Here is a 24886-nt window from a genome sequence, read left to right on the forward strand (position 1 = left end):
CTTACACACAATTCATGAGAAAAAGTTTTTACAGTATCGTAACAATGGTATTATTTTTGGTGAGCTGTTCCCAGAAAAGTACAGACAAAGTCAGTTCCACCATTAATTTTCCGAAAGGATTTACACAAACACTAGTGTTAGGAACAGAAACTAGTGCCAACAAACAAGGTTCTTTTGAAGAAATGAGCTATGTTCATTTTCAATTGGATGAGGTCACAGCTGATAGTACGTTTGTGTTTACTGGAAAAGTGACTCGTATGCAATATAAGTCTGATATTTTTGGTGAAAAGGAAAGTTTAGACACCGAAGTGATACAATCACTAAACAGTACCAAAAGATTGAGCGCTACTGAATTGGAAATGTATAACGATATCAAACAATATTTAGATAAAGAGTTTACGTTAACACTAGATAAATACGGAAATATCATCAAAGAAGCTCAATTTAAAGGCGATGATAGTTATTTGTATGATACATCTTTTGTAGATCAATATACACCTGTGCCACTCGCATTTCCGAAAGAAAAACTCGCCGTAGGTACTACTTGGGATTTTAACACAGAAAATCCTTTGATTGCATCGCAGAAAATAAAATACGTATATACGGTTGATGACATTACTGAGGATAGAATTTTTGTAGACGTTGAAATGACGATTGATGGATTTGCTGGAATGCTAAAGAAAAACAAAGCAAAAGGCATCTATGAAATTGATCGAAAAACCAAAAGATTTATCAAAGGTGAGCGCACGATGAATATTCAAACTGGTGGCGGAAAAGCGATATACAAAATTTATGAATTATAACTAAGACCAAAAACTAATCAACAAAACCACGTGTTTTAACAGAATACCATGCTTAAACAACAACTGAATTTTAAACTATCTCAAAAACTATCTCCTCAACAAATTCAATTAATGAAGTTGATTCAATTGCCTACGCAAGCTTTTGAGCAACGATTGAAACAAGAATTGGAAGAAAATCCTGCATTGGATAGCGGAAAAGAGCAAACGGACGATTTTGATTCCGATTTGTCAAATGATTATGATGACGATTATGGAAACGAGTCAATCGCTGCAGAAGATATCAATGTGGACGAATATTTGAGTGATGATGAAATTCCAAGTTATCGTTTACAAACCAATAATTATAGTGCCGATGATGAAGAGAAAAGCGTTCCGTATGCGTCTGGAACGTCTTTTAATCAACATTTAAAGAATCAATTGAATACGTTTCGCCTTTCGGAAGAAGACCGTGAAGTGGCTGAATTTTTGATTGGCAGCGTGGATGAAAGTGGTTATATCCGCAGACCTTTGGAAGATATTGTGGACGATTTAGCATTTACACAAAATATTTTCACTTCTGTAGAACACATAGAAAAGATTTTAAATATTGTGCACGAACTGGATCCGGCTGGAGTTGGCGCACGAAATTTGCAAGAATGCTTACTCATTCAACTACAAAGAAAAGAACCGACAGCTTCTATAGAAATGGCGATTGAAATTTTGGAAAAGTCGTTTGAGCATTTTACCAAAAAACATTACAAAAAGCTATTACAGAAGTTTGATATTACTGAAGTAGAACTGCGTGATGCGATTTTAGAAATTGAGCGTTTAAATCCAAAACCTGGCGGCTCGTATGCTGGAAATACCAAAATCATAGAACATATTGTTCCCGATTTTACCATTCGTATCGTTGAAGGTGTCTTAGAATTGACCTTAAACGGTAGAAATGCTCCCGAATTGCATGTTTCTAAAGAATACAATAACATGCTTAAAGGCTATAAAGACGCCCGTGAGAAAACGAAATCGCAAAAAGATGCGGTATTGTTTATCAAGCAAAAGTTAGACGCTGCCAAGTGGTTTATTGATGCCATAAAACAACGTCAACAGACACTTTTGGTAACGATGAATGCCATTATGCATTATCAAGAGGAATATTTCCTTACAGGCGATGAGCGCAAGCTAAAACCTATGATTCTGAAAGACATTGCCGATATGATTAACATGGATGTTTCTACGGTTTCGCGTGTGGCAAATAGCAAATACGTGGATACGCCGTACGGAACGAAATTGATTAAGGAGTTTTTCTCGGAAGCAATGAAAAATGAGCAAGGAGAAGATGTTTCTACACGAGAAATTAAAAAGATTTTAGAAACTGTCATTGAAGAAGAAAACAAGAAAAAACCGTTGACAGATGAAAAGTTAGCCAGTATTTTAAAAGAAAAAGGCTATCCAATTGCACGCAGAACTGTAGCAAAATATAGAGAACAGCTCGATATTCCTGTGGCTCGCTTACGAAAGAAAATATAAATGCGCACTTTTCTCAACGTTATCTCGTACATATTTCATCCTATCTTTATTCCTGTAATGGCAACTGTTGGATTCTTTCTGGTAACGCCACGCATGTATGAATTCAACTTTAAAATAGACGTATCCATCACGATTGCCATTTTTACTGTATTCATTCCTATCTTGACATTTATTTTGTTGCGACGACTACGAATGATTGATACTGTTTTTGTGAAAGATGTACGGCAGCGTAAAATTCCGTTATACTTATATGTTTTACTGCTGTTTTTAATTGTTACCAAAATCATTTCGAAATCTATTTTTGCAGAGTTGTATTATTTTTTTGTCGCGACGCTGATTTCGGCAATATTGTGTTTGTTTTTCGTGTTGATTCGCATCAAAGCGAGCATGCACATGATGGGAATTGCTGGTTTGGTCATGTTTTTGATAGTGCTCAGCATTAGCTATCAACTCAACATTACGTTTGCATTAAGCATTTTAATTTTAATGATTGGAATTGTAGGAAGCTCGCGTTTGTACTTAAAAGCGCATACTGTTGGCGAACTGATTCTTGGGTTTGCCATTGGCGTTATTCCTCAATTGTTAGTGATGTACGATTGGTTATAAAATGTAAAACATCAAGCCTACTTTAATGGTATTTATTTGAAATTGTTCGCCATTGGTGGTAAAGGTATCATCTTTAAAAAGCTTGTTCAACCCATAATAGAAGTGAAAATTCCACGTATTGTATCCTGCACTTAGCGTCAATCCGTATTGAAAACGATTCAAATCGTCGTTTTGAAACTTTAGCTTTTCAGCATCACTGATAAATTTAGAAACTCCCGAAAAAATATATCCAACTTTGAATCCGCCGTAAATACGCCAAAATTTATATGTTTCTGCTGTAGACGTTCGCCAGCGAAATTCGATAGGCAATTCTACTTCGTGTGTTCGGTATTTATTTCGCTTAAAACTTACATCGCCATCAATAGCTTCATAAGCAATTCCGTTGTCCGTTTCTACTGCTTTTAAATTATGAAAGTAAGAATTAAAAGAATAGCCCAGACCAATTCCGATAGCTTTGTTTCGTTTTTTGTTGATGGGAAAATCGCGGATAACACCTATATGCAATCCGTTTGAAAAGTTATTTTGAGAAATGCCGCTAGGGCGATTTTGAAGGATGTTATAGGTGAATCCGATATAAATCTGGTCTTCACGGTACTTATCATCAGGAATTGTGTCTTGAATGGACTCTTCTTGTGCAAAACCTGCTTGCATTCCTAACAAGATTACAATTCCAATAACAATATGTTTCATTTGCGATGTATTTTAAAAACGATTGCTTTGTGGATTCTATGACAAGATAACATAAAAAAAGCACTCTTAGTAGAGTGCTTTTCTATAAAAATTTAAGATTTTCTATTTGTAATTTTGACTAGCTTCACCTTTTCTAGTGGTGTAGTTAATCTTTAACGCGTTGATTTCACGAAGTTGTTGCTTGATATCTGCTACCAATCCCATATTCGTTTCTCCATCAACTTTTAAAGCTGTAATGGCAACATATCTGAACTCTTGACCAACATCATTGTTCAGCGTATTAAACCAATAATCTTTAATTTCATCAACATTTGCAAACTTATCATTTAACTGAATTTTTGCTTGTGCTCCTACTTCCTTTTGATATCTTTCATGAGGTTTTCCTGCATAAATATAAATGATAGGATCATTTTTATCTAGCTTCTGCACTTGGTCTGCATACGGGAAATCTTGTGCTACTTTGTAATCATCTTTCTTAAACGTGGTTACCGTCATAAAGAAAAATAATAACATGAATACAATATCTGGTAATGCTGCTGTAGAAACAGGTGGTAATTCACCACTTTTTTTCTTTTTAAATTTAGACATAGTAACTACGTTTTTAATTATTTGTTTCTGCTTCAGATATTTTCAAAGGAAATAACTCTTTAATTACTTCCATTTTCTCTTTTAAGTCTTCTTTTACTGATTCATCGACTTGAGGATCAGCAACGACACTTTCCATTTCTGTAAAATCTCTTTGATACAAACGTTGTGCTTCACGGTTTCTCAACACATTGTATGCACCTACGAGTTCATTTTGTACAGACATGAACGTTTTATAGTTTGTCTCTCTATCGTTTCGTACAGAAATAATCGCTTTGTTGGGATGATCTGAAGATTCTGGATCCTTCTTACCTTTACAATATGTACAAGGCTCACCTTTTTCGTTAGTTCCGCCACCGTTATCAAGGAATTCTATTGCTGCTTTGCGCAAATCTTTGATATCCATGATTTCTTCTTCAACCAAAAGATCATTGTTTTTATTTACCAATACTGTAAATAAGTTCTTTTGCTTGATGATTGGTGGTGTTACTCCAGGAGGCGGCATTGGAGGCAACTTACGGTTGATTCCTGCATCCTCTTGGAATGTAGTAGTTACTAAGAAAAAGATAAGAAGTAAGAATGCAATATCGGCCATCGAACCTGCGTTCACTTCTGGTATGTTTCTTCTTCCCATAATTATTTGTTAAGTGTTTTCTTGATTCCAAATCCAATCATAGACAAAATTGCTATGGCTGCTAAAAAGTAGAACATGTAAATACCTGTTCCTACATATTTAGATTCTGTTGCGGTTACTTGTATATCGTCTCCTAGATTTTTCGGAATTACGTCACTTGCAGCTACATAAGACAGGATTGCGATGATGGCAAATACTGCTAAAGAAATCAATGTTTTCTTTAACGCCTGTGGATTGGTAGCCAAGTTTTTAATTCCAAAGAACAATGCAATTGCCGAAGTAACAATAACCAATACTTCACCTGCAATAATCATTCCATTTCCAGTTGAATTGTCCGTAAGTATCATAATATAGAGAATTAACCCTATCAATGCTATTACGGCAATTAAAATTGTTAGTATTAATTTTAAAGTTTTCATATTATATATTGTATTGTATAAAAGTTGATAGTCTTATTTCTTGTAACGAACTAATAAATCTATTAAAGAAATAGATGAATCTTCCATATCGTTTACAATACTATCAATTTTAGCAATAATATAGTTGTAGAAAATTTGAAGAATAATACCTACAATCAAACCGAATACAGTTGTCAATAAGGCTACCTGAATAGAACTCGCAATTAACGAAGCATCTAACGAACCTACTGCTGCAATTTTATCGAAGGCTTGAATCATACCAATTACCGTTCCCATGAAACCTAACATTGGTGCAATGGCGATAAATAAAGAAATCCAAGATACGTTTCTTTCTAATTGTCCCATTTGTACTCCACCGTAAGCAACTACTGCTTTTTCAGCGTTTTCAACACCTTCATCCATACGGTCTAATCCTTGATAAAAGATAGATGCTACAGGACCTTTTGTGTTTCTAGCTACTTCTTTTGCAGCTTCTACTCCACCACTCGCTAAAGCATTTTCAACATTTGCTAATAACTTCTTGTTATTAGTAGACGCCATATTAAGGTAGATGATTCTTTCAATACAAATAGCCAATCCTAAGATAAGACATAAAAGTACAATTCCCATAAATCCAGGGCCACCTTTAATAAAGTAATCTTTTAATATTTGGTGAATACCTTGCTCAGCACCTGCTGTTGCTTCAGCTGCGTCTTGCGCTGTTGCTACACCTACATTTAAAATCGTTAACATGGCCACAGCCATAATAGAAAATCCTTTTTTCATTTCTTTTGAACTTAAATTTTGTTAGTTAATCGGGTTAAAGATATAAAAATTTTAATAATAATGTACGATATTTTTATGCAGAGAGGAAGGGATTCGAACCCTCGATACGGTTGTGCCGTATACACACTTTCCAGGCGTGCGCCTTCGACCACTCGGCCACCTCTCTAAAATGGACGGGCAAATAACAAAAAATATTTTAGTTTTTGAAATATATCAGGTTATTTTTAAGACATTTCACCTCTAATCTGTGTTTCAAAGACTATTTTGAAGGTTGACATGTCCATTTTCCTACCAAGAAGATACATAAGCTTGGCTATCGCGGCTTCAGTGGTAATGTCTTTTCCGCTCACGATTTCAAGGTTTTTTAAGGCAACACTAGTTTCGTATTGTCCCATAATGACTTTTCCACCGGAACACTGTGTTACATTGACAAGGAAGATTCCTTTTTGTTTTATTTCTGATAAAAATTCCAAAAACCAAGGCGCTGTAGGCGCATTTCCCGCACCATACGTTTCTAAAATGATGGCTTTTATAGTGTTTGAAGCTAAAAAACCTTCTAAACTTGCTTTAGTAATGCCAGGAAATAGTTTGATTAAAGCAATATTATTATCTATTTGTTTGTGCACTTTAAATGGTTTCCCTGGAGTTGCACGCCACAAATTTTCCTTAAATATTTTTAAATGCACACCCGATTCTGCCAATGGTGGATAGTTGAGCGATGCAAATGCTTCAAAATGTTCTGCGTTTATTTTGGTAGTTCGATTGGCTCTGTAGAGTTTGTATTCAAAGTACAATCCGACCTCTTGTATTTCCGGATTTCCGTCAGCATCACGCAAGGAAGCTAATTGAATAGACGTAATGAGGTTTTCCTTTGCATCCGTGCGTAAATCGCCAATAGGCAATTGCGAACCTGTGAAAATGACAGGTTTTGCCAAGTTTTCCAACATAAAACTCAACGCCGAACTTGAATAACTCATGGTGTCGCTTCCGTGTAATACTACAAAACCGTCAAATTGCGCATAGTTTTCTTCGATGATTTCCGCAATTTTTATCCAGTTTTGCGGATTCATATCGGAAGAGTCTATCGGTGTGTCAAAGGCAACTGTTTCAATAAAACAATCCAAATGAATCAGCTCTGAAATACGCTCTAAGAGTTTGTCAAAGTTAAAAGCACGAAGCGCACCCGTTTCAAAATCTTTAATCATTCCGATGGTTCCACCTGTGTATATGAGTAGTATTCTGGGTTGGGTCATTTTTTTGTGGGTGTTGGGTTTTTGGTGTTGGGTGTTGGGTATTGGGTCGCTTTGCTTTTGGTTGTTTGTTTTTTTGTTATTCGTTTTTTGTTAATTTGTTGATTTGCCTTAACTCTTGAGTCTTGCATCTTGGCTCTTGGCTCTTGGCTCTTGGCTCTTGGCTCTTGGCTCTTGGCTCTTGGCTCTTGGCTCTAAACTTTTAAACAAAAATAACCAAATTACGGATTATATTCCGAAAATAGCTTTTGAGTTTTCTGTGGTGATTTGCGCGACTTCTTCTGTGGATAGCTGATATATTTCTGCTACTTTTCCCAATACATTGGTCACGTAACTGCTTTCATTTCGCTTTCCTCTATACGGCGTTGGCGCTAAATAAGGTGCGTCGGTTTCTAAAACAATATGTTCTAGCGGAATTTCGTGAAGAAATTTGTCAATTTTACCATTTTTAAAGGTTACAACGCCACCAATACCGAGTTTCATATTGTAACTCAAGGCTTTTTCAGCGTGTACTTTGGTTCCCGTGAAACAGTGAAAAATCCCGAAAAGGGCATCATCTTTTTCTTTTTCCAACACTTCAAATACTTCGTCAAACGCATCGCGACAGTGAATAACAATAGGAAGCTCGTACTTTTTTGCAAGTTGAATTTGATACTGAAACGCTTCTTGCTGTTGACTTAAAAATGTGGTATCCCAATACAAATCAATACCAATTTCGCCAACCGCATAAAATTTCCGTGCGGCTAGTAATGCTTCTACATGTGCTATTTCTTCTTTGTAATTTTCTTTCACATGTGTTGGATGCAATCCTGACATCAAAAAAACATGATTAGGATAGTTTTTTTCAAGCTGAAACATGCGCTCTGTATACGTAGAATCGATTGCGGGTACAAAAAAACGTTGTACACCATGTTGTATGGCGCGCTGCATCATGTCATCTCTATCTTCGTCAAAAGCTTCGCTGTATAAATGTGTATGCGTATCTGTAAGTATCATGCCGCAAAAATAGTACTTTCCATAATATTTATACTGCACTTCTTTTTAAAAGGTTTTCGCTTTTTTATATCGTTTCGTTGTTTTGATTCGTATTTTTGTGAAGAATCGAATTAGATATTTTTACAGATGAGAAAGAGTTTGCGAAAGTTTTTGCTCGACAAAGGATATACACGTGTGAAGTTGAATCGAATCAACACGAATCATTACGAAGTAAAAGCAAAGATTAATGGTGTGGAAGGAAGTTTTATTTTAGATACAGGCGCTTCTACCTCATGTGTTGGTTTTGAAGCTGTAAAGATTTTTAAGTTGAAAGCGAAAGATTCTACAATTAAAGCTGCTGGTGCTGGTGCAGTGAATATGGAAACTCAAATCGCGAAAAGCAATAAAATTCGAATTGGAAAGTGGAAAAAACAACGTGTAGCGTTGGTACTTTTTAATTTGGATCATGTAAATACTGCCCTAACACAACACGAAGCCGAGCCTGTACACGGAATTATTGGCGCTGATATTTTGCGCAAAGGAAAAGCCGTGATTGATTACGATAAAAATTGCCTGTACTTAAAGTAGGGTTTTTGTCAACACAACTGTTTTTATGTTTTTAAAAGTACTTGTTTAAAAAAACAGGTAGAATTGCGCATTTTTTTACGCGTATTTTTTAAGATTTTTACCCTATTAACTAAAAATGAGTTGTCATGACTTCCCTAACGCATAGCAATAAACGATTTACCATCCTTTTTACCATACAAGTTATTTTGCTGATTGCTGCTTTTTGTATCAACATTTACGAGTTGTTATAGTAATTTTCTCGCTTAATCTTCCTATCGCTGCAAGGAAGATGATGTATTTGATTGATAGTTAATCTTGTCTAATGTTACTTTTTGTTGGTGCTTGTATAATTTCACTACTTTTATACTTCGTTCTTGATTTGGCGCGCCGTAGTTGGTATATACAGTATATTTTAAATAGGTAGGATTGCTATTGTCTTCTTCTTCCAAACTTTTAATATTCACAATCCATTCGCCCGTGTTATTTGTATCATCAATAATAAATTCTTCCATGTGATAACCGTTTTTCACCTCATCTATCAGACGGTCTTTTTTAGCAGAAAGTGTATGTTCCCATGTGTAGAATTTTTGTGACGGATTGACAAATTGAAATTCAAATTTAGCATCTGGTCGATTCCATTCCAATACCAAGCGCACATCATATTTAAATGTTGCTTTGAGCAAGTTTGAAGGAATGTCTTTATAATCAAGTTCTACTCTATGTCTGCGCAGTAATTGTTGCATTTCGCTCAAAAGCGGCTTTTCCAATCCAGAAAAATCTATGTTTTCAAACGAATCCGTGAGCATTTTTATATACAAATCCAACGATTCTTGATAGTTTCCAGCACGCTTATACGCCAATGCCAAATCGCGGTACGATTGTGAAGCATTTGGCAACAACACTGCAATGCGTTGATAGACTTCTTTTGCCTTTTCAAATTCGCCCATTTCTTCTAGTTTATATGCCAAGCTTTTCAAAGCTTTCGGATTTTCCTCCGCTAATACTTCAATGTTTTGCAAAATCCCTAAGGCTTTATCTTTTCCCCAACGCTTAAAATATTCAGCCGTATCCAAATAATATGGAATGGTATTTCGATTTGCATTTTGCTGTTGTTTTTTAAATATTTCAATGGCTTCAGCGTATGTTTTTGCCGATTCCAATTCTAAAATATACATTGGTTTTTCGTCCACATTATAAATGAGCGGAATCCTTTCTTTGTAATCGTTATTGGTTGCCAATGCTGTATTTACAATAGTTCCATTCGCATCTTTTTTTAAGAATCGATTTTTGGATGTGATTAAAATAGTTGGTTTTCCACCGTACAATATGGTAGATTCTATCGATTTTAAAATGACAATATTGTCAATCGTCCTTAACTCTATATCGTCTAAACTTCCACGAAAAGGAAAACCATCATAATACACCTGAACCGACTCACCGCGAAGCAACATTAGTGTTTGCGAATCTGAATCGATAGGTGTAAAATTCCCTGAAGTCAAACTACGGCGTGGCGATATGGAATAACGTGGAACTGTATTTGTTCCGCCGTTGTACACAAATAAACCTGCTACACTTCCGCGCAACACATCGGAGGTGTAAATATGTTGTGGACCAATATCTTCTGATGAAATGATGGTACTTGAACCAAAAGAATCGAGTGTTACTTTGCCGAATCCTGTGTCTACAAACTGTGGTTTTTTCTCTTTTTTCTTTCCTTTTAATGTTACGGGATTTAGCAATTCCGTATTCGGATTCAACACAATATCCAACGGATTTCGATTGCGAATAACCACTTCTTTGGCATCCATTCCTAAATAGCTCACCACAAGTGTATCTCCTACTTTTGCAGAAATTGAAAACACACCATCAAAATCGGTGTGCGCTACGGTAAAACTATTTTTTATTCGCACGGTAGCATTTTGTATGGAGAGATTTTTTTGTGTAGAAACGGTTCCTTTTAGTTTATTTTTTTTTACAATATTATCATTCGCCCTTAGATAGATTTTATCAGATACAGAAAGATATTTTTTTAGTTTAGACATTTCTGTTGTGACCGTTTTATAACCGTTTGCTAAAAGCTGAAAACGGTCATTTTCACGTACCCAACCTTCATCAAATGACATGGTAAATTTTCCAGAAGCGTCTGTTACGGCTTTGATGTCTTTGTCTAAAAATTCAACATTTACATACGGAATGGGTTCTTTGGTTTCTGTGTCTAAAATATAGGCATCAATCGTAATTTCATATTGCGCAAAAGCTGCGATTGTAAATAGGAATAGTATAAAAGTGGTCGTTATTTTTTTCATAGCTGATGGTTTTCCAAGTCGTAATTCAACGCTCATTTTAAACTCTTAAGTTACTGAAAATAAAGACATCAACCAATATGTGAATTCTTAAAAAAAGTTAATTTACAAAACGCCACAAAAAAAGCCATTGCGTTTCCACAATGGCTTTTAATGACATATACAGTCGGTTTTTATAATTCCAATGCTTTTTTCACATTGTTGTCCATTAATAATTCTTCTGGATTTTCCAACGCTTCTTTTACGGCTACTAAGAATCCTACAGATTCTTTTCCGTCAATAATTCTATGATCATACGATAGCGCAACATACATAATTGGTCGAATCACTACTTGTCCATCCACAGCAACTGGTCGTTCTACAATGTTGTGCATTCCTAAAATTCCAGATTGTGGCGGATTGATAATTGGCGTAGATAACATACTTCCGAAAACACCTCCGTTAGAAATGGTAAATGTTCCGCCGGTCATTTCATCCACAGTAATTTGTCCATCGCGAGCACGCAATGCCAATCGTTTTACTTCCGCTTCAACACCTCTGAAGGATAGGTTTTCAGCATTTCTAATGACAGGAACCATCAATCCTTTTGGTCCTGAAACCGCAATACTGATGTCACAGAAGTCGTAGCTTATCATTTCTTTTCCATCAATCATAGAGTTAACTGCTGGATATAATTTTAACGCACGAACCACTGCCAATGTGAAGAAAGACATAAATCCTAAACTTACGCCGTGCTTCGCTTTGAAAGCTTCTTTATATTCTTTACGTAAAGCAAAAATTGGCGACATGTCAACTTCGTTGAACGTAGTTAACATTGCCGTTTCGTTTTTAGCGGATACCAAACGTTCTGCCACTTTTCTACGTAACATGGATAGTTTTGTACGCTCTGTACCGCGCGAACCGCCTGTTGGTGTTCCCATACTTGGTTGTGCTTTTACGGCATCATCTTTCGTAACACGACCGTCTTTTCCTGTTCCTTGTACTTCGTTAGCACTCATTCCTTTTTCAGCTAGTACTTTTTTAGCCGCTGGAGAAGCTGTTCCTGTTGCGTATGTTTTTGCTGGTTCTGTCGCTTTTGGTGCTTCAGGTTTTGCAGGCTCAGGTTTTGGTGCTTCCGCTTTCTTTTCTTCTTTCGGAGCATCGCCTCCGCTTGGTTTCTCTGCACTTGTATCAATTAAACAAACTACTTGTCCAACTTCTACCGCATCGCCTTCTTCTGCTTTTAAGGTGATTGTTCCACTAGCTTCTGCTGGCAACTCTAAGGTTGCTTTATCAGAATCAACCTCAGCAATTGCTTGGTCTTTTTCTACGTAATCGCCGTCTTGTACTAACCATTCTGCAATTTCTACTTCAGTGATGGATTCTCCTGGCGAAGGAACTTTCATTTCTAAAATCATCGTGTTCTATATTTTAGTTTTTATTTTGTTTGTTTTTAGAATGTTCACTCGAACAAGCGCAGCGAACATTGTGTGTTATGAAATATTTTTTGACTGAATTTAAATCAACTCTATTTCTTAACGCATGTTATCTTTTGTTTTGTCAAAGACATACGCAATGACTTCTTCATGACGACGTTTGGAACGAACGGCACTTCCTGCGGCTGGCGCTCCGTAAAATCTTCTTGAAGCTACTCTGAAGTTTCGAACTTCTTCCATGTGCATGAGTAAATGACCATACGCTCCCATGTTTCTAGGTTCTTCTTGTGCCCAAACGACATCGTCCGCGTTTTTATATTTTGCTAATATGTCTTTAATTTTTGTTTTTGGTAATGGGAACAATTGCTCCAATCGTACCAAAGCTACGTCTGCTTCTCTACCTTGCTTTTCGCGCTCTTCTAGTAAGTCGTAGTAGAATTTACCTGTACAAAATACTAAGGTTTTTACTTTTTTAGCATCTGCATTCACATCGTCAATGAGTGTTTGAAAGCTTCCCGTTGCAAATTCTTCACGTGTAGATACTGCTTTTGGATGACGCAATAAACTTTTTGGCGTAAATACAATCAAAGGCTTTCTAAAACCTGCTTTCATTTGACGACGCAATAGGTGATAGAAGTTTGCTGGCGTGGTACAATCAGCAACAAACATATTGTCTTTAGCGCATAATTGTAAATAACGTTCCATACGCCCTGAGGAATGCTCTGCTCCTTGTCCTTCATATCCATGTGGCAGTAGCATCACCAAACCGTTTTGGGTTTTCCATTTGTCTTCTGCTGAAGAAATGTACTGGTCAATCATAATTTGCGCGCCGTTGCTAAAGTCACCAAATTGCGCTTCCCAAATCGTTAAGGTATTTGGACTTGCCATCGCATATCCGTAATCAAATCCTACCACTCCATATTCTGATAACAATGAATTGTAAATGTAGAAGTTTCCTTGATTCTCCGCTACATGGTCTAGCAACTTAATTTCTTCTTCCGATTCTTCTACTTTGACAACTGCATGGCGATGCGAAAAGGTTCCTCGTTCTACATCTTGTCCTGTGATACGCACGTCAAATCCTTCTTGCAATAACGAACCATACGCGAGTGTTTCTCCCATTCCCCAATCGATTTCATTCTTTTCAAAGAACATTGTATGACGATCGGAAACGATACGGTTTATTTTTCGCAAGAATTTTTTATCTGACGGAAGTTTAGACACTACTTCAGCAATTTGTGCCAGTTTATCTTCTGGATAGGTGGTGTCAATATCTTTTTCCATCACGCCTTCGTCTACACGCTCCAAACCTAAGTCTTTCCAAGCGTCTTGCATGAATGGTGTGATGACTGTTTTTTCTTCTTTACGAGAATCTTCTAGATTTTCTTCTAGTGAATCTTTGTATTTTTTCTCCAATTCTCGCACATAGTTTTCATCAATGACACCTTGCTTTACTAATTTTTCAGCGTAGATGTCTCTTGGATTGCTATGTTTTGAAATGGCTTTGTATAATTTTGGCTGTGTAAAACGCGGTTCATCACCTTCGTTGTGTCCGTATTTACGATATCCTAGTAAGTCAATAAATACATCGCGTTGGAATGTCATACGATATTCTAAAGCGAATAACGTTGCATGTACTACAGCTTCCGCTGCATCCGCATTTACGTGCAATACTGGCGATAGGGTTACTTTTCCAACATCGGTACAATACGTTGACGAACGAGCGTCTAAGTAGTTTGTTGTAAATCCAACCTGATTGTTGATGACAATATGAATAGTCCCTCCAGTTTTATAACCGTCAAGTTGCGACATTTGTACAATTTCATATACCAAACCTTGTCCCGCAATTGCCGCGTCACCGTGAATCACAATTGGCAATACTTCTGAAAAGTTATCTGCGTGATTTCTATCTTGCTTTGCTCTAGCGATTCCTTCTACAACAGCACCAACCGTTTCTAAGTGTGACGGATTTGGCGCAATATTCATACTGATTTTTTTACCAGAATCGGTTTCTCTATCAGAAGTCAATCCTAAGTGATATTTTACATCACCATCAAAAATAGCTTCGGCGTAGTCTTTTCCATCAAATTCGCTAAAGATGTTTTTTGGCGATTTCCCAAAGATATTTGTCAATACATTCAAACGACCTCTGTGCGCCATTCCTAAAACAAATTCTTTTACACCAGCATCTGCCGCAGCTTCTACCAACGCATCCAACGCAGGAATGAGCGATTCTCCACCTTCCAACGAGAAACGTTTTTGTCCAACATATTTGGTATGTAAAAAGTTTTCAAAGGAAACTGCTTCGTTTAGTTTTTTAAGAATTTGCTTCTTTTGGTCTGTAGAAAACTTTGGGTGATTGTCGTTGACATTCAACTTTTTCTGAATCCACTCAATTTGCTCCGGTTTTCTGATGTACATGTATTCCACACCTATAGATTCGCAATAAATACGCTCTAAGTGCTCTACAATTTTCCGAAGTGTGGTTTTTCCGATGCCTAAAATTTCACCTGCTTCAAAGGTTTTGTCTAAGTCGCTTTCGCTTAAACCGAAGTTTTCCAAGGCTAGTGTTGGCTCGTATTTTCTACGTTCGCGAACAGGATTGGTACGTGTAAATAAGTGTCCGCGCGTGCGATATCCGTTGATAAGTTTTACTACATCAAATTCTTTTTTAACATTTTCAGGAACAACTTCTTTCGTGATGACTTGCGTTGTTTCTGAGATTTCTTCGCCATTGCTTTCCATTCCGAAATCGAATCCTTGAAAAAAGGCGCGCCAGCTTGGCTCTATGCTGTCGGGATTTTGTAAATATTGGTCATATAATTCAGCAAAATATGCTGTATGTGCTGCATTTAAAAAGGAAAATCTATCCATGTTTTTTCTTTCTCGTCTTGTTTCGACAAAATTTTATCAAAAATACAACTTTTGCTAGAAACACATCACAAGTTTTTATATATATTTATGGGAATAACCTATAAGCTTTTTTAAGAAATGAAAAAAAATGTTTTTTGCCACTTCAAAAGTCCTTTTTTGCTCTTTTTTATGTTGTTATTTTCCCTTTCGGCACTTTCACAAAATACAACCTCCAATTCGCAAGGAAGTGATTTTTGGAAACGTGTACGCTATGGTGGCGGATTGGGTTTGAGTTTTGGAAACGGTATTTTTAGCGCTACGGTAGCACCAAGTGCGATTTACGATTTTAATACACAGTTTTCAGCAGGTATTGCATTGAATTATACTTATTTTAACGATGACGATTTTTTTAGATCTACGATTATTGGCGGAAGTCTTATTGGATTGTATAGTCCGTTGCGTGAAATTCAATTGTCTACCGAGTTTGAATATATGAATGTAAACCGCGATTTTGACGATCCTATTTTTGCAGATGATAATTATTGGCAACCTGCCGTATTTTTCGGGATTGGATATACTACCAATAATTTTACCGTTGGCGTTCGGTATAACGTACTACACGATGATGAAAAGAGCATTTATGCAGATGCCTTAGTACCTTTTGTCAGAGTTTATTTTTAAACCACACTTTTTGCCATTCGCGTTTCAAAATTAGAAACGCTACTTGTTCCGAAAGTTTGACCATATCAGAACCATCAAGTGCCTTTATTTTTGTTTCGGAAACGTCGATGATGTAGAGCAAATTCAAGTATTCTGAAAATTTTTCTTGGATGAGTTGAAAGACTATCGCGTGCAATTCTCTTTTTAAAGATTCTGGAGAAATGTTGGGGGCAAACGTTTCTTCAATATTTGCTAAGGCAAAATCTTTGTTGAGTTGCGCTATCAGTTTTTCGTACAATGCTTCTTTTTGGGCATCGTCGAGGAGTTCTTGGATATGTGCATGATTTTTTGGCAACATACACAAATGTAATTATTCCCGGGTAGACTTCAATCAAAACATGGGAGAATCATGAAAAATTTACGAAAGAAGGTATTCTCCGAATTGTTCTTCACTTCAAACCATCAAAAAACTAAATAAATACGTAGTTTTATGGAGGAGTTTTAAAATAATTAGAATTACATGCTTAACCTCATCTATCTTTTTAAAAAAGCGCGTGACAGTTTTTGGTTTGTGCCTACGCTAATTATTGTGTGTAGCATTGTTTCTGCAATTGTTTTATTGTACATAGACCGCACTTTTCCCTTTGAACCCGAAGGCGTTTTGCGATTGATGTTCTCTGAAAACTCCGATTCTGGAAGAAATGTGCTCACCGTAATTGCTGGCTCCATGGTTGGCATTGCCGGAACGGTTTTTTCAATTACCATAGTAGTGTTGCAACTCGCTTCTTCACAATTAGGACCTCGATTGCTTCGTAATTTTATGTACAAACGACTCAATCAAGTGGTTTTGGGACAGTATGTTGGTGTATTTTTGTATTCCATTATTGTCATCAATGCGATAAAAGACAACAGTGAATATGCTTTTATCCCGAATATTTCTATTCTTTTTGCCATTTTTCTTGCAATTTTTAATGTGTTTTTACTGGTGATTTTTATTCACAGTATCAGTATTAGCATTCAGCCAAGCAAGATTATCAACGAACTTCGCGTCAGAATTGAGCAAAACATTCAAGATTTATATCCAGAACAGGTTGAAAAAGAAGTAACGTTAATCCCAAAAGAAGACATCAGTAATCAACTTGAAAGCATTCAAAAGTTGGAAGCAAAAGCAAGCGGTTATATTCAATATTTTGATTTGGATGCTTTGGTAAACATTGCTAGAAAACGTGAAATTATCATCAAAATATTGCACAGACCTGGAAGTTATATCGTTAAAGAACAAGCCGTTTTTGAGCTTTTTAAAAACAATTCGGAAGCTGAGTTTTCAGAAGAAGATTCACTATCGGTCGAAAAAACATATAAAATTGCCACAAAAAAAAGCTTTTTTCAAGATGTTGAATTTGGTATTCATCAGATAGCAGAAATCGCTTCTAAAGCCTTGTCGCCTGGCATCAACAATCCGTACACTGCGGCAATTTGTATTGACAATTTGACTTCTGTGTTGTGTAAATTGGTCGTAGTAAAAATTCCTGATGCTGCTATTAAAGATGATACTAATGTGCTCCGATTGATTGTGATGCAAAATTCCTTTGAAGGTTATTTAGATGCTGCTTTCAACTTGATTCGCCAATACGGAAAAACGAGTCCATTCATCATCATTGCGTTGATGGAAGCCTTGAAAACTATTCTTGATGCGGACACTGATAAAACTCATACTGAAACACTTTCAAACTATGCAGAAATCGTTATGGAAACTGGAAAAAAATCATTTCAATTACAAAAAGATATAGACGATTTGGAACATCGTTACACACTATTTAAGACAAGTTTATAATTTGATTTTTAAGTTATAAAGTATACAAAATCCTTAAATCATCCATAACGACGAGATTAACTCCTAAAAAATGAAAGATTGTCAATGGCATTTCGACTACTCCAAAAATAATCGTTAAACGTTATAAAAAACCAAACCCTTACATTTGCAAAATCGTAATCGACAACATACCAAAACGAACTAAAAGAGATTTATGATTATAAAAGTCATCATTCCTGCGTATAATGAAGAAGATTCTATTGCGAATGTTATTCAGGAAATCCCCGAGATGGTTACGGAAGTGATTGTGGTCAGCAATAATTCCACCGATCATACCGAAAAAAACGCTGCTGCTGCTGGCGCAACGGTTTTAAAAGAACCTCAAAAAGGCTACGGTTATGCGTGTTTGAAAGGAATGGAATACATTGCACAACAAGATGTAAAACCTGATATTTTGGTGTTTTTGGACGGCGATTATTCGGATTATCCTCAAGAATTGACTAAAATTGTGGCACCAATTATAGAGCAAGACATTGATTTTGTGGTTGGTGCGCGTGTAAAATCGCTTCGTGAAGATGGTTCTATGACGCCGCAACAAGTATTTGGAAATTGGTTAGCTACGTTTTTGATGCGATTGTTTTTTGGAGCAAAATTTACGGATTTAGGACCGTTTAGAGCCATAAAGTACGAAAAGCTACTGAAACTGAATATGGAAGACAAAACCTATGGATGGACAGTGGAAATGCAGCTCAAAGCATTGAAACAGAAACTTTCATACATAGAAATTCCTGTACGATATAAAAAGAGAATTGGTGTCTCAAAAGTTTCAGGAACCGTAAAAGGTACTATATTTGCGGGCATGAAAATTTTAGGTTGGATTTTTAAATATAGTTTTAAATAGATGGGATTTGATGCAGAATTTTTCAAGTTGGCACTGTCGTTTGTCGTGATGGCGATATACGGAATTGCGCTGATTTTGATTTTAATGTATAGCTTGGCACAGTTAAATTTGTTGATTAATTATCTACGAGCAAAGAAAGAAGATGAGAACGCGCCACGCTTCGATTTGAACAATCCTGATGAGGTTCCGTATGTGACCATTCAGCTTCCAGTGTACAACGAATTGTATGTAATGGAGCGTTTGTTGGACAATATTGCGCTGCTAGAATACCCAAAAGACAAACTAGAAATTCAGGTGTTGGACGATTCTACGGACGAATCGGTCATTTCCACCGCAGAAAAAATTAAAGAACTTCAACAACTTGGGTTAGACATTTCACACATTCGCCGCAAAAACCGCGTTGGCTTTAAAGCCGGTGCACTAAAAGAAGGTTTGGAAGATGCAAAAGGTGAATTTATCGCAATTTTTGATGCCGATTTTCTACCCAAAAAAGACTGGCTTCAACAAACAATTCCGTTTTTTAAAGATGAAAAAATTGGTGTGGTGCAAACCCGTTGGGGACATTTAAACCGCGATTATTCCTTACTTACCAAAATTCAAGCATTCGCGCTCGACGCACATTTTACGCTCGAACAAGTCGGTCGAAATTCCAAAGGCCATTTTATCAACTTTAACGGAACGGCTGGAATTTGGCGAAAAACCTGCATTATTGATGCTGGAAATTGGGAAGGCGACACACTCACTGAAGATTTGGATTTGAGCTACCGCGCACAGTTGAAAAACTGGAAATTCAAATACTTGGAAGATGTAGAAACGCCTGCCGAATTGCCTGTAGTGATTAGTGCGGCGCGCTCGCAACAATTCCGCTGGAATAAAGGTGGTGCAGAGAATTTCCGTAAAATGTTCAAACGTGTTATTCGCTCCAAAAACATATCGTTCAAAACCAAAGTTCACGGTGTTTTACATTTGCTGAATAGCACCATGTTTTTAAACGTATTAATCGTGGGAATTTTAAGCATTCCGATGTTATACATTAAAAATACCTACGGACATTTGGAAATTTATTTCACCGTTTCGAGCTTCTTTATTATTAGTACGATTATCTTTTTTATCTGCTTTTGGTTTCCGTTTAAACGTGTACAAGGTGGCGGATTTTTAAAATTTGTTGAATACATTCAGATGTTTTTCACCTTTTTTTCCGTAGCAATGGGATTTTCGGTGCACAACTCTGTCGCTGTGTTGGAAGGTCATATGGGCAAACGCAGTGAATTTGTGCGCACGCCAAAATTCAATATCAAAAGCTTGAAAGATTCGTGGAAAAACAACAAATACATTCGCAAAAAAATATCTGCAAACACGATTATTGAAGCGTTTTTAATGGTGTATTTTTTGTTTGGAATGTACAGCGCGTATCCGTTAAATGACTTCGGATTGTTTCCGTTTCACTTAATGTTATTCTTAGGTTTTGCCTTTGTCTTTTTTAATTCCATTCGCTCCAAAGTGTGATAGCAACTGCCGCGAAATATCGTAGCGTTTCTATTGTATTCGTGCTGTTGAGCATTTTTGTATACTATTATATTGGTTATCCGCTCGTACGCACGGAAATTTCCTTACTAATTTCATTGCTCGCGCTCGGTTTTGCTTGTTTTTTAGGATTGATTCATCTTGAAAAACAACACTTTTTTTTCCTTGCGGGAATTGCCATTGTCTTCCGATTGGTTTTTGCGGGAAGCATTCCGAATTTATCACAAGACTTTTACCGTTTTATTTGGGACGGACGCATGTTGCTCGAAGGCTGGAATCCATATTTATACTTACCAAACGATTTGATAGCTTCAGGAACTGCGCCAGTAGCAGAAGCACAGGAATTGTGGCAAGGCATGGGCAATTTGAGTGCATCGCATTATACCAATTATCCGCCCATCAATCAGTTGTGTTTTGCCATTGCGGGATTGTTTGCTGGAAAAAGTATTTTGGGTTCCGTTATTGTGTTGCGCTTGTTGATTATTCTAGCAGATATTGGCACCTTGTATTTTGGGAAAAAATTGCTGAAACGACTCGGTTTGCCTGTACATCATATTTGGTTGTACATTCTCAATCCGTTTATCATTATTGAGCTCACAGGAAATTTACATTTTGAAGGCGTGATGATTTTCTTCCTAGTTTGGAGTTTGTATTTGCTACACAAAGGCTCGTGGAAATTGGCGGCAGTAGTGTTTGCATTGTCCGTTTCTGTAAAGTTGATTCCGTTAATTTTTCTTCCGATTTTGTTTCAATGGTTTACCAAACATAAAGCTTCTGAGGTATCTAAAAAGACGTTTGCTGCTATTTGGAAAGGCATGTTAAAACTTTTGAGTTTTTACGGAATTGTCATCACAACGATTGTATTGCTCTTTTTACCATTCATATCGAAAGAATTTATAGCAAACTACCAAGAAACAGTCGGATTGTGGTTTCAGAATTTTGAGTTCAACGCCAGTTTTTACTACATCGCACGCTGGATTGGCTATGAAACCGTCGGCTGGAATTTGATTAAAGAAATTGGAAGCATCACACCGATAATCGTGTTGATTTTTGTTGCAGGCATTAGTCTGTTTAGAAATAATAACAACTTCCAAAAAACCATCACGGCGTGTTTGTTTGGCTTGTCTTTTTACTTTTTTACCACCACGACCATGCATCCTTGGTATTTGGCTACGTTGTTGCTATTAAGCATTTTTACACGGTATCGATTTCCTGTTGTTTGGTCTTTTGTGATTATGTTTAGTTATTCCGCGTATCAGAATGAAGGTTCTGTAGAAAATCTGGCATTTGTAGCGTTGGAGTATGTAATTGTGTATTGGTTTTTGGTGTATGAATTGTTCTTCTATCCAACAGAAAAAAGAAACGTTGAGACAACCTAGCAAGGTATTCAAGAGAATATTCCTTATCAAAGAAGCTTTTCTTTCCTCATTTTTCCGTATTTTTAAAAGATATAACCAATTCACATACTGATTATGAAAACGTTACGCCTGTTACCAATTGCCTTTTTACTACTTTTTAGCAGTTCCTTAATTGCTCAAATTAGCGGTTCGCCAAGAGAATTTGAAACCACTACAGAAATGTACAATCAGATTCGAAAATTATTAAATACCAAAGAAAAAGTACCGTATAAAATTGATTGGGAGAATGTAAAAGGAAGTCCGTATTTAACTGAAAACTATAAATTGGCAAAGTTCTCTGTTGGAGAGAAATCGTACGGAAATATTATGATGCGTTTTAATACATACACAGACGAAATTGAGCTCTTACCAGAAGAAGGAGAAGAAGCTGGTGCCTTGATGAAACTTGACGACTCTAAAATTACATTTGGAAATACGACGCTTGCATTGTTTGATTATACCACTGAAGAAGGCGATGCTAAAAAAGGGTATTTTTTAGTGTTGAATTCTGCTGATAACATAAAGCTAGTCCTCAAAAAAAAGTGTGTATTTTCTCCGAATGAGAAAGCTTTAACCGCCAATCAGGCAGATAGAGCCGCTAAGTTTACGCAATACGATTATTTCTACATCGTGAAAGATGGTGATTTTATGGAGGTAAGTCCTAAAAAGAAAGATATTCTAAAAATCTTCCCGAATCAGAAAAACGAGATTAAAGAGTTTATCAAAACTGAAAAATTAAAACTTAAAAATCAACAAGATTTCGGAAAACTGGTGGATTATATCGCGAGCATTTCCAATATGGAATCCAACTAACTGGCTAATAGAATTTTATATCAAGCCTAAATCCTTTGCGTTTGCAATAAGATGAATGGCATTGTTGGCTTTGAAGTAAATTTTAAGCTTGCTCAATCGTTTTTCAATGGAACTTAAGCTGTTGGGTGAAACACTTCGCGCTTTTAAATCTTTGGCAATTTCATCTTGACTCAATCCTTTAGACAATAATTTCAAAAGTACAATGTCATAATCGTCAATTTCCATATCGTTTTTAGGACTTAGCGCATTGTTTACTTTTTGCGATAAGTGCTGCTCTCCCTTGAATACTTTTTTGATGGCAGCAGTCAATTCTTGCAGACTTTTTCTGCCCTTGCACACATACGCATCAATTTCGTGTTCATTGACCAATCTACGAACGCGTTGCAATTTATCTTCTACAGAATACACAATTACTTTTAAGTTGGGCTGTCTTGTTTTTAACTTTACAATCAACTCTTCTCCCGAACTTAATTTTTGTTCTCTGTGGTCTTTCACAAAAGACAAATCGGTAATCAACAAATCGTATGGTTTTTGATCTATGAGTGCTTTTTTCGCTTTTAAATCTGCATCATCACAATATTGTGCATGATGTATGGTGTCTATTTCCAATGAGGAAAGTACAGTTAGGACGCCTGTGTTGATATCGTCCATATCTTCGGCAATTAAAACTTTCGTAAACATAAGCTATTCTATCATACTGGTACATTAATACTAAACTTACAACCTTTGTCAAGTTCTGTATCAAAAGTAAGTTTTCCTTTAATGGCACGAATACGGTTTTCCGCATTTCGCAAACCATTTTTGGAAGTTTTGGCTGTAAAGCCTTTCCCATTGTCGATATATTGAATGAATAATTGCTTGTTTTGTTTTTCGATAGAAACCACTACCAATGCGGCATTGCTGTGTTTTTTCATGTTTGTCAAAAATTCTTGCAATACGCGATATACGGTAACTTTGATGTGCGAAGAAATTCCTTTCCAGATATCTGTATCGTAGCGCTTCAACAGTACATTTACCTCATCCGATTGATAACTTCGGAACAAATTACTGAGTTCATCAGGAAATGTATCGTCCGTTTCTACGGTTTGAATTTGTTTGGAAATATCGCGTGCCTGATTGTAAATGGTGTCCAACTTGTCCAACACTACTTCCTTTTCAGGATCTGTGGTTTCTAGTTGTGTCATGAGCTCGTACAAATCGTTTGCCAACTCATCGTGTACTTTGGAAGAAATTCGCGCTTCCGTAACATGTACTGTTTTTACTTTTTCAATTTTATGACGTCGTTGAATGCGTTGGTAGATGAAGAAAGTGAGAACGATGAGGACGATGAGGATTAATAATAGGATTAAAACTTGGTTTTCCTTTTTTGATGCTAAATTATCAGCTTTTATAGCAGCATTTTGGGCTTCAATTTTTTGCTCTTTTTCATCATCATAATTAAACTTAGCGTTTGCAAATTCACTTTGCACTCTATTTCTCTTTTGATTGACTTCCTTTTTTATTTTTAGATATTTAGCTATATTTTCACTTTTAGCATCAATTGTAATTAATTGCTCATAAGCTTCATACTTTACTTGATCATTATCAAGCTTATCTGCTAGTTCAATAATTTTTTTTGTATAGTTAAGTACTTTTTGCTTATCTCGTTGAACGTACATTTCAGCTAGTTTCATGTATATAGAAACCAACCCAGATATATTATTTATTTTTTCATAATATATCAGTGACTCTTGAAGAAGTGAATCCGATTTTTTGTTCAATCCATTTTTAAGGAATAATGTATGTGCTAAATTTCCATTAAAGCGAGCTCTTTGTGTTTGAGATAATTTCTTTGAACTTTCACTTAGAATATTGTTATAAATTTCAATAGCTCCTTCATAATTCTCTTTTTCTTTAAAAATATTTGCTTTTGTGTTTAAAAAAGTTCGAATGAGGTCATAACCTACTTTTTTCGTGGTTACAGAGTCTTTAGCCAAATCTAGAGCCTGATTTATTCTGTTCTCTGCATTAAGTAAATCTCCTCGCTCCTTTGCAGCAACAGCAATATTGAAATAAAGTTTACTTTTTATTTTAATGTTTTTTGATTTTTTTACATATTTTAATCCTTCTAGTGCAGACGTTTGACTCAAACCAAAGCTTCCTGTCTTTTTATCTATAGTAGAAATCTCTAAAAGTGATTTGGCAACTTGTAAACTATCATCAATTTTTTCATAAAGATCCTTTGCACTTCTGAAGTATTCATAGGACACCTTAAAACTATCCAACTCTTTAAAATTGGTCGCTTTTTTATAAAGAGCTTTAGCCATATAAAGCGTATCTTGAGTTGACTCTGCGATTTCGTATAATTTGTTTGCATAAAAAATAGCAGAATCATACTTTTCGCTCTTGTTATAGACTGATTCTAGCC

Annotated in this window: 23 protein-coding genes and 1 tRNA gene; 10 read left to right on the forward strand and 14 right to left on the reverse strand. The window is 36.2% G+C overall.

Going from position 1 to position 24886, the window contains the following annotated elements; all coding sequences use genetic code 11:
• Positions 1-14: 14 nt before the first annotated feature.
• From C8N46_RS02590 to C8N46_RS02600, 3 genes are read left to right on the forward strand one after another with little or no spacing between them, the layout of a single operon-like run.
• Positions 15-803: a hypothetical protein gene (locus C8N46_RS02590; RefSeq protein WP_108113283.1), complete on the forward strand. Its 789-nt coding sequence runs from the start codon at positions 15-17 to the stop codon at positions 801-803.
• A gap of 48 nt (positions 804-851) precedes the next feature.
• Positions 852-2309: an RNA polymerase factor sigma-54 gene (rpoN, locus tag C8N46_RS02595; RefSeq protein WP_108113284.1), complete on the forward strand. Its 1458-nt coding sequence runs from the start codon at positions 852-854 to the stop codon at positions 2307-2309.
• A complete protein-coding gene (locus C8N46_RS02600) occupies positions 2310-2915 on the forward strand; it encodes a hypothetical protein (protein ID WP_108113285.1) in 606 nt (201 codons plus the stop codon).
• On the opposite strand, the gene C8N46_RS02605 is transcribed toward C8N46_RS02600, so the two are convergent.
• The 8 genes from C8N46_RS02605 to C8N46_RS02640 form a co-directional block, all read right to left on the reverse strand.
• Positions 2910-3605, reverse strand: coding sequence for a porin family protein (locus tag C8N46_RS02605; RefSeq protein WP_108113286.1), 696 nt, complete (start codon positions 3603-3605; stop codon positions 2910-2912). The genes C8N46_RS02600 and C8N46_RS02605 overlap by 6 nt on opposite strands.
• A 102-nt stretch (positions 3606-3707) precedes the next feature.
• The gene (locus C8N46_RS02610) at positions 3708-4193 is read right to left on the reverse strand and encodes an ExbD/TolR family protein (protein WP_108113287.1); all 486 of its coding nucleotides are present in this window, start codon (positions 4191-4193) and stop codon (positions 3708-3710) included.
• Positions 4194-4206: 13 nt separating this feature from the next.
• Positions 4207-4824, reverse strand: coding sequence for an ExbD/TolR family protein (locus tag C8N46_RS02615; RefSeq protein ID WP_108113288.1), 618 nt, complete (start codon positions 4822-4824; stop codon positions 4207-4209).
• A gap of 2 nt (positions 4825-4826) precedes the next feature.
• Complete coding sequence (locus C8N46_RS02620; RefSeq protein WP_108113289.1) at positions 4827-5243, reverse strand: hypothetical protein; 417 nt, start codon at positions 5241-5243, stop codon at positions 4827-4829.
• A 33-nt stretch (positions 5244-5276) separates the two neighbouring features.
• Positions 5277-6008 (reverse strand): MotA/TolQ/ExbB proton channel family protein, encoded by a 732-nt coding sequence (locus tag C8N46_RS02625; protein WP_108113290.1) that lies wholly within the window; start codon positions 6006-6008, stop codon positions 5277-5279.
• A 78-nt stretch (positions 6009-6086) separates the two neighbouring features.
• Positions 6087-6174, reverse strand: a tRNA-Ser gene (locus tag C8N46_RS02630).
• Positions 6175-6232: 58 nt separating this feature from the next.
• The gene (locus tag C8N46_RS02635) at positions 6233-7261 is read right to left on the reverse strand and encodes an asparaginase (RefSeq protein ID WP_108113291.1); all 1029 of its coding nucleotides are present in this window, start codon (positions 7259-7261) and stop codon (positions 6233-6235) included.
• Positions 7262-7486: 225 nt separating this feature from the next.
• Positions 7487-8254: a TatD family hydrolase gene (locus C8N46_RS02640; protein WP_108113292.1), complete on the reverse strand. Its 768-nt coding sequence runs from the start codon at positions 8252-8254 to the stop codon at positions 7487-7489.
• Positions 8255-8380: 126 nt separating this feature from the next.
• Between C8N46_RS02640 and C8N46_RS02645 the strand changes: the two genes are divergently transcribed.
• Positions 8381-8821 carry a retropepsin-like aspartic protease gene (locus C8N46_RS02645; RefSeq protein WP_108113293.1) on the forward strand — a complete coding sequence of 147 codons (441 nt, stop codon included), beginning with the start codon at positions 8381-8383 and terminating at the stop codon, positions 8819-8821.
• Positions 8822-9072: 251 nt separating this feature from the next.
• Here C8N46_RS02645 and C8N46_RS02650 read toward each other — a convergent pair whose 3' ends face one another.
• The 3 genes from C8N46_RS02650 to C8N46_RS02660 all read right to left on the reverse strand — a co-directional run bounded on the left by C8N46_RS02650 (position 9073) and on the right by C8N46_RS02660 (position 15392).
• Positions 9073-11106: a carboxypeptidase-like regulatory domain-containing protein gene (locus tag C8N46_RS02650; RefSeq protein ID WP_158269062.1), complete on the reverse strand. Its 2034-nt coding sequence runs from the start codon at positions 11104-11106 to the stop codon at positions 9073-9075.
• 170 nt (positions 11107-11276) lie between these two features.
• A complete protein-coding gene (gene odhB / locus C8N46_RS02655; RefSeq protein WP_108113295.1) occupies positions 11277-12500 on the reverse strand; it encodes a 2-oxoglutarate dehydrogenase complex dihydrolipoyllysine-residue succinyltransferase in 1224 nt (407 codons plus the stop codon).
• A 117-nt stretch (positions 12501-12617) separates the two neighbouring features.
• On the reverse strand, positions 12618-15392 hold the full coding sequence (locus C8N46_RS02660; protein ID WP_108113296.1) for a 2-oxoglutarate dehydrogenase E1 component: 2775 nt from the start codon (positions 15390-15392) through the stop codon (positions 12618-12620).
• 168 nt (positions 15393-15560) lie between these two features.
• On the opposite strand from C8N46_RS02660, the gene C8N46_RS02665 reads away from it, so the two are divergent.
• On the forward strand, positions 15561-16052 hold the full coding sequence (locus C8N46_RS02665; RefSeq protein WP_108113297.1) for an alpha-ketoglutarate decarboxylase: 492 nt from the start codon (positions 15561-15563) through the stop codon (positions 16050-16052).
• Here C8N46_RS02665 and C8N46_RS02670 read toward each other — a convergent pair.
• Positions 16036-16389 carry a hypothetical protein gene (locus tag C8N46_RS02670; protein WP_108113298.1) on the reverse strand — a complete coding sequence of 118 codons (354 nt, stop codon included), beginning with the start codon at positions 16387-16389 and terminating at the stop codon, positions 16036-16038. The genes C8N46_RS02665 and C8N46_RS02670 overlap by 17 nt on opposite strands.
• Before the next feature lie 162 nt (positions 16390-16551).
• Between C8N46_RS02670 and C8N46_RS02675 the strand changes: the two genes are divergently transcribed.
• From C8N46_RS02675 to C8N46_RS02695, 5 genes are all read left to right on the forward strand, one after another.
• Entirely contained in the window at positions 16552-17865 is a 1314-nt protein-coding gene (locus C8N46_RS02675) for a DUF2254 domain-containing protein (protein WP_108113299.1), read from the forward strand.
• Positions 17866-18058: 193 nt separating this feature from the next.
• A complete protein-coding gene (locus C8N46_RS02680) occupies positions 18059-18745 on the forward strand; it encodes a glycosyltransferase family 2 protein (protein ID WP_108113300.1) in 687 nt (228 codons plus the stop codon).
• On the forward strand, positions 18746-20251 hold the full coding sequence (locus C8N46_RS02685; RefSeq protein ID WP_108113301.1) for a cellulose synthase family protein: 1506 nt from the start codon (positions 18746-18748) through the stop codon (positions 20249-20251).
• A complete protein-coding gene (locus C8N46_RS02690) occupies positions 20248-21648 on the forward strand; it encodes a glycosyltransferase 87 family protein (protein ID WP_108113302.1) in 1401 nt (466 codons plus the stop codon). Before C8N46_RS02685 ends, C8N46_RS02690 begins: the two co-directional genes overlap by 4 nt.
• A 93-nt stretch (positions 21649-21741) precedes the next feature.
• Complete coding sequence (locus C8N46_RS02695) at positions 21742-22479, forward strand: hypothetical protein (RefSeq protein ID WP_108113303.1); 738 nt, start codon at positions 21742-21744, stop codon at positions 22477-22479.
• Positions 22480-22494: 15 nt separating this feature from the next.
• Here the strand turns inward: C8N46_RS02695 and C8N46_RS02700 are convergent, their stop codons facing one another.
• Together C8N46_RS02700 and C8N46_RS02705 are read right to left on the reverse strand one after the other, a co-directional pair.
• A complete protein-coding gene (locus tag C8N46_RS02700) occupies positions 22495-23160 on the reverse strand; it encodes a response regulator (protein ID WP_108113304.1) in 666 nt (221 codons plus the stop codon).
• Positions 23161-23171: 11 nt separating this feature from the next.
• Entirely contained in the window at positions 23172-24785 is a 1614-nt protein-coding gene (locus C8N46_RS02705) for an ATP-binding protein (protein WP_146169705.1), read from the reverse strand.
• Positions 24786-24886 lie beyond the last annotated feature (101 nt).

It is taken from the genome of Kordia periserrulae, assembly GCF_003054265.1.
Lineage (GTDB): Bacteria > Bacteroidota > Bacteroidia > Flavobacteriales > Flavobacteriaceae > Kordia > Kordia periserrulae.

Coding starts and splice junctions, on each gene's coding strand:
- C8N46_RS02635 (WP_108113291.1), bottom strand. CDS start 7,261: ATGACCCAACCCAGAATACTACTCATATACACAGGTGGAACCATCGGA.
- C8N46_RS02665 (WP_108113297.1), top strand. CDS start 15,561: ATGTTGTTATTTTCCCTTTCGGCACTTTCACAAAATACAACCTCCAAT.
- C8N46_RS02615 (WP_108113288.1), bottom strand. CDS start 4,824: ATGGGAAGAAGAAACATACCAGAAGTGAACGCAGGTTCGATGGCCGAT.
- C8N46_RS02660 (WP_108113296.1), bottom strand. CDS start 15,392: ATGGATAGATTTTCCTTTTTAAATGCAGCACATACAGCATATTTTGCT.
- C8N46_RS02670 (WP_108113298.1), bottom strand. CDS start 16,389: ATGTTGCCAAAAAATCATGCACATATCCAAGAACTCCTCGACGATGCC.
- C8N46_RS02685 (WP_108113301.1), top strand. CDS start 18,746: ATGGGATTTGATGCAGAATTTTTCAAGTTGGCACTGTCGTTTGTCGTG.
- C8N46_RS02600 (WP_108113285.1), top strand. CDS start 2,310: ATGCGCACTTTTCTCAACGTTATCTCGTACATATTTCATCCTATCTTT.
- C8N46_RS02705 (WP_146169705.1), bottom strand. CDS start 24,785: ATGGCTAAAGCTCTTTATAAAAAAGCGACCAATTTTAAAGAGTTGGAT.
- C8N46_RS02695 (WP_108113303.1), top strand. CDS start 21,742: ATGAAAACGTTACGCCTGTTACCAATTGCCTTTTTACTACTTTTTAGC.
- C8N46_RS02680 (WP_108113300.1), top strand. CDS start 18,059: ATGATTATAAAAGTCATCATTCCTGCGTATAATGAAGAAGATTCTATT.
- C8N46_RS02700 (WP_108113304.1), bottom strand. CDS start 23,160: ATGTTTACGAAAGTTTTAATTGCCGAAGATATGGACGATATCAACACA.
- C8N46_RS02645 (WP_108113293.1), top strand. CDS start 8,381: ATGAGAAAGAGTTTGCGAAAGTTTTTGCTCGACAAAGGATATACACGT.
- rpoN (WP_108113284.1), top strand. CDS start 852: ATGCTTAAACAACAACTGAATTTTAAACTATCTCAAAAACTATCTCCT.
- C8N46_RS02640 (WP_108113292.1), bottom strand. CDS start 8,254: ATGATACTTACAGATACGCATACACATTTATACAGCGAAGCTTTTGAC.
- C8N46_RS02650 (WP_158269062.1), bottom strand. CDS start 11,106: ATGAAAAAAATAACGACCACTTTTATACTATTCCTATTTACAATCGCA.
- C8N46_RS02610 (WP_108113287.1), bottom strand. CDS start 4,193: ATGTCTAAATTTAAAAAGAAAAAAAGTGGTGAATTACCACCTGTTTCT.
- odhB (WP_108113295.1), bottom strand. CDS start 12,500: ATGATTTTAGAAATGAAAGTTCCTTCGCCAGGAGAATCCATCACTGAA.
- C8N46_RS02675 (WP_108113299.1), top strand. CDS start 16,552: ATGCTTAACCTCATCTATCTTTTTAAAAAAGCGCGTGACAGTTTTTGG.
- C8N46_RS02605 (WP_108113286.1), bottom strand. CDS start 3,605: ATGAAACATATTGTTATTGGAATTGTAATCTTGTTAGGAATGCAAGCA.
- C8N46_RS02590 (WP_108113283.1), top strand. CDS start 15: ATGAGAAAAAGTTTTTACAGTATCGTAACAATGGTATTATTTTTGGTG.
- C8N46_RS02625 (WP_108113290.1), bottom strand. CDS start 6,008: ATGAAAAAAGGATTTTCTATTATGGCTGTGGCCATGTTAACGATTTTA.
- C8N46_RS02620 (WP_108113289.1), bottom strand. CDS start 5,243: ATGAAAACTTTAAAATTAATACTAACAATTTTAATTGCCGTAATAGCA.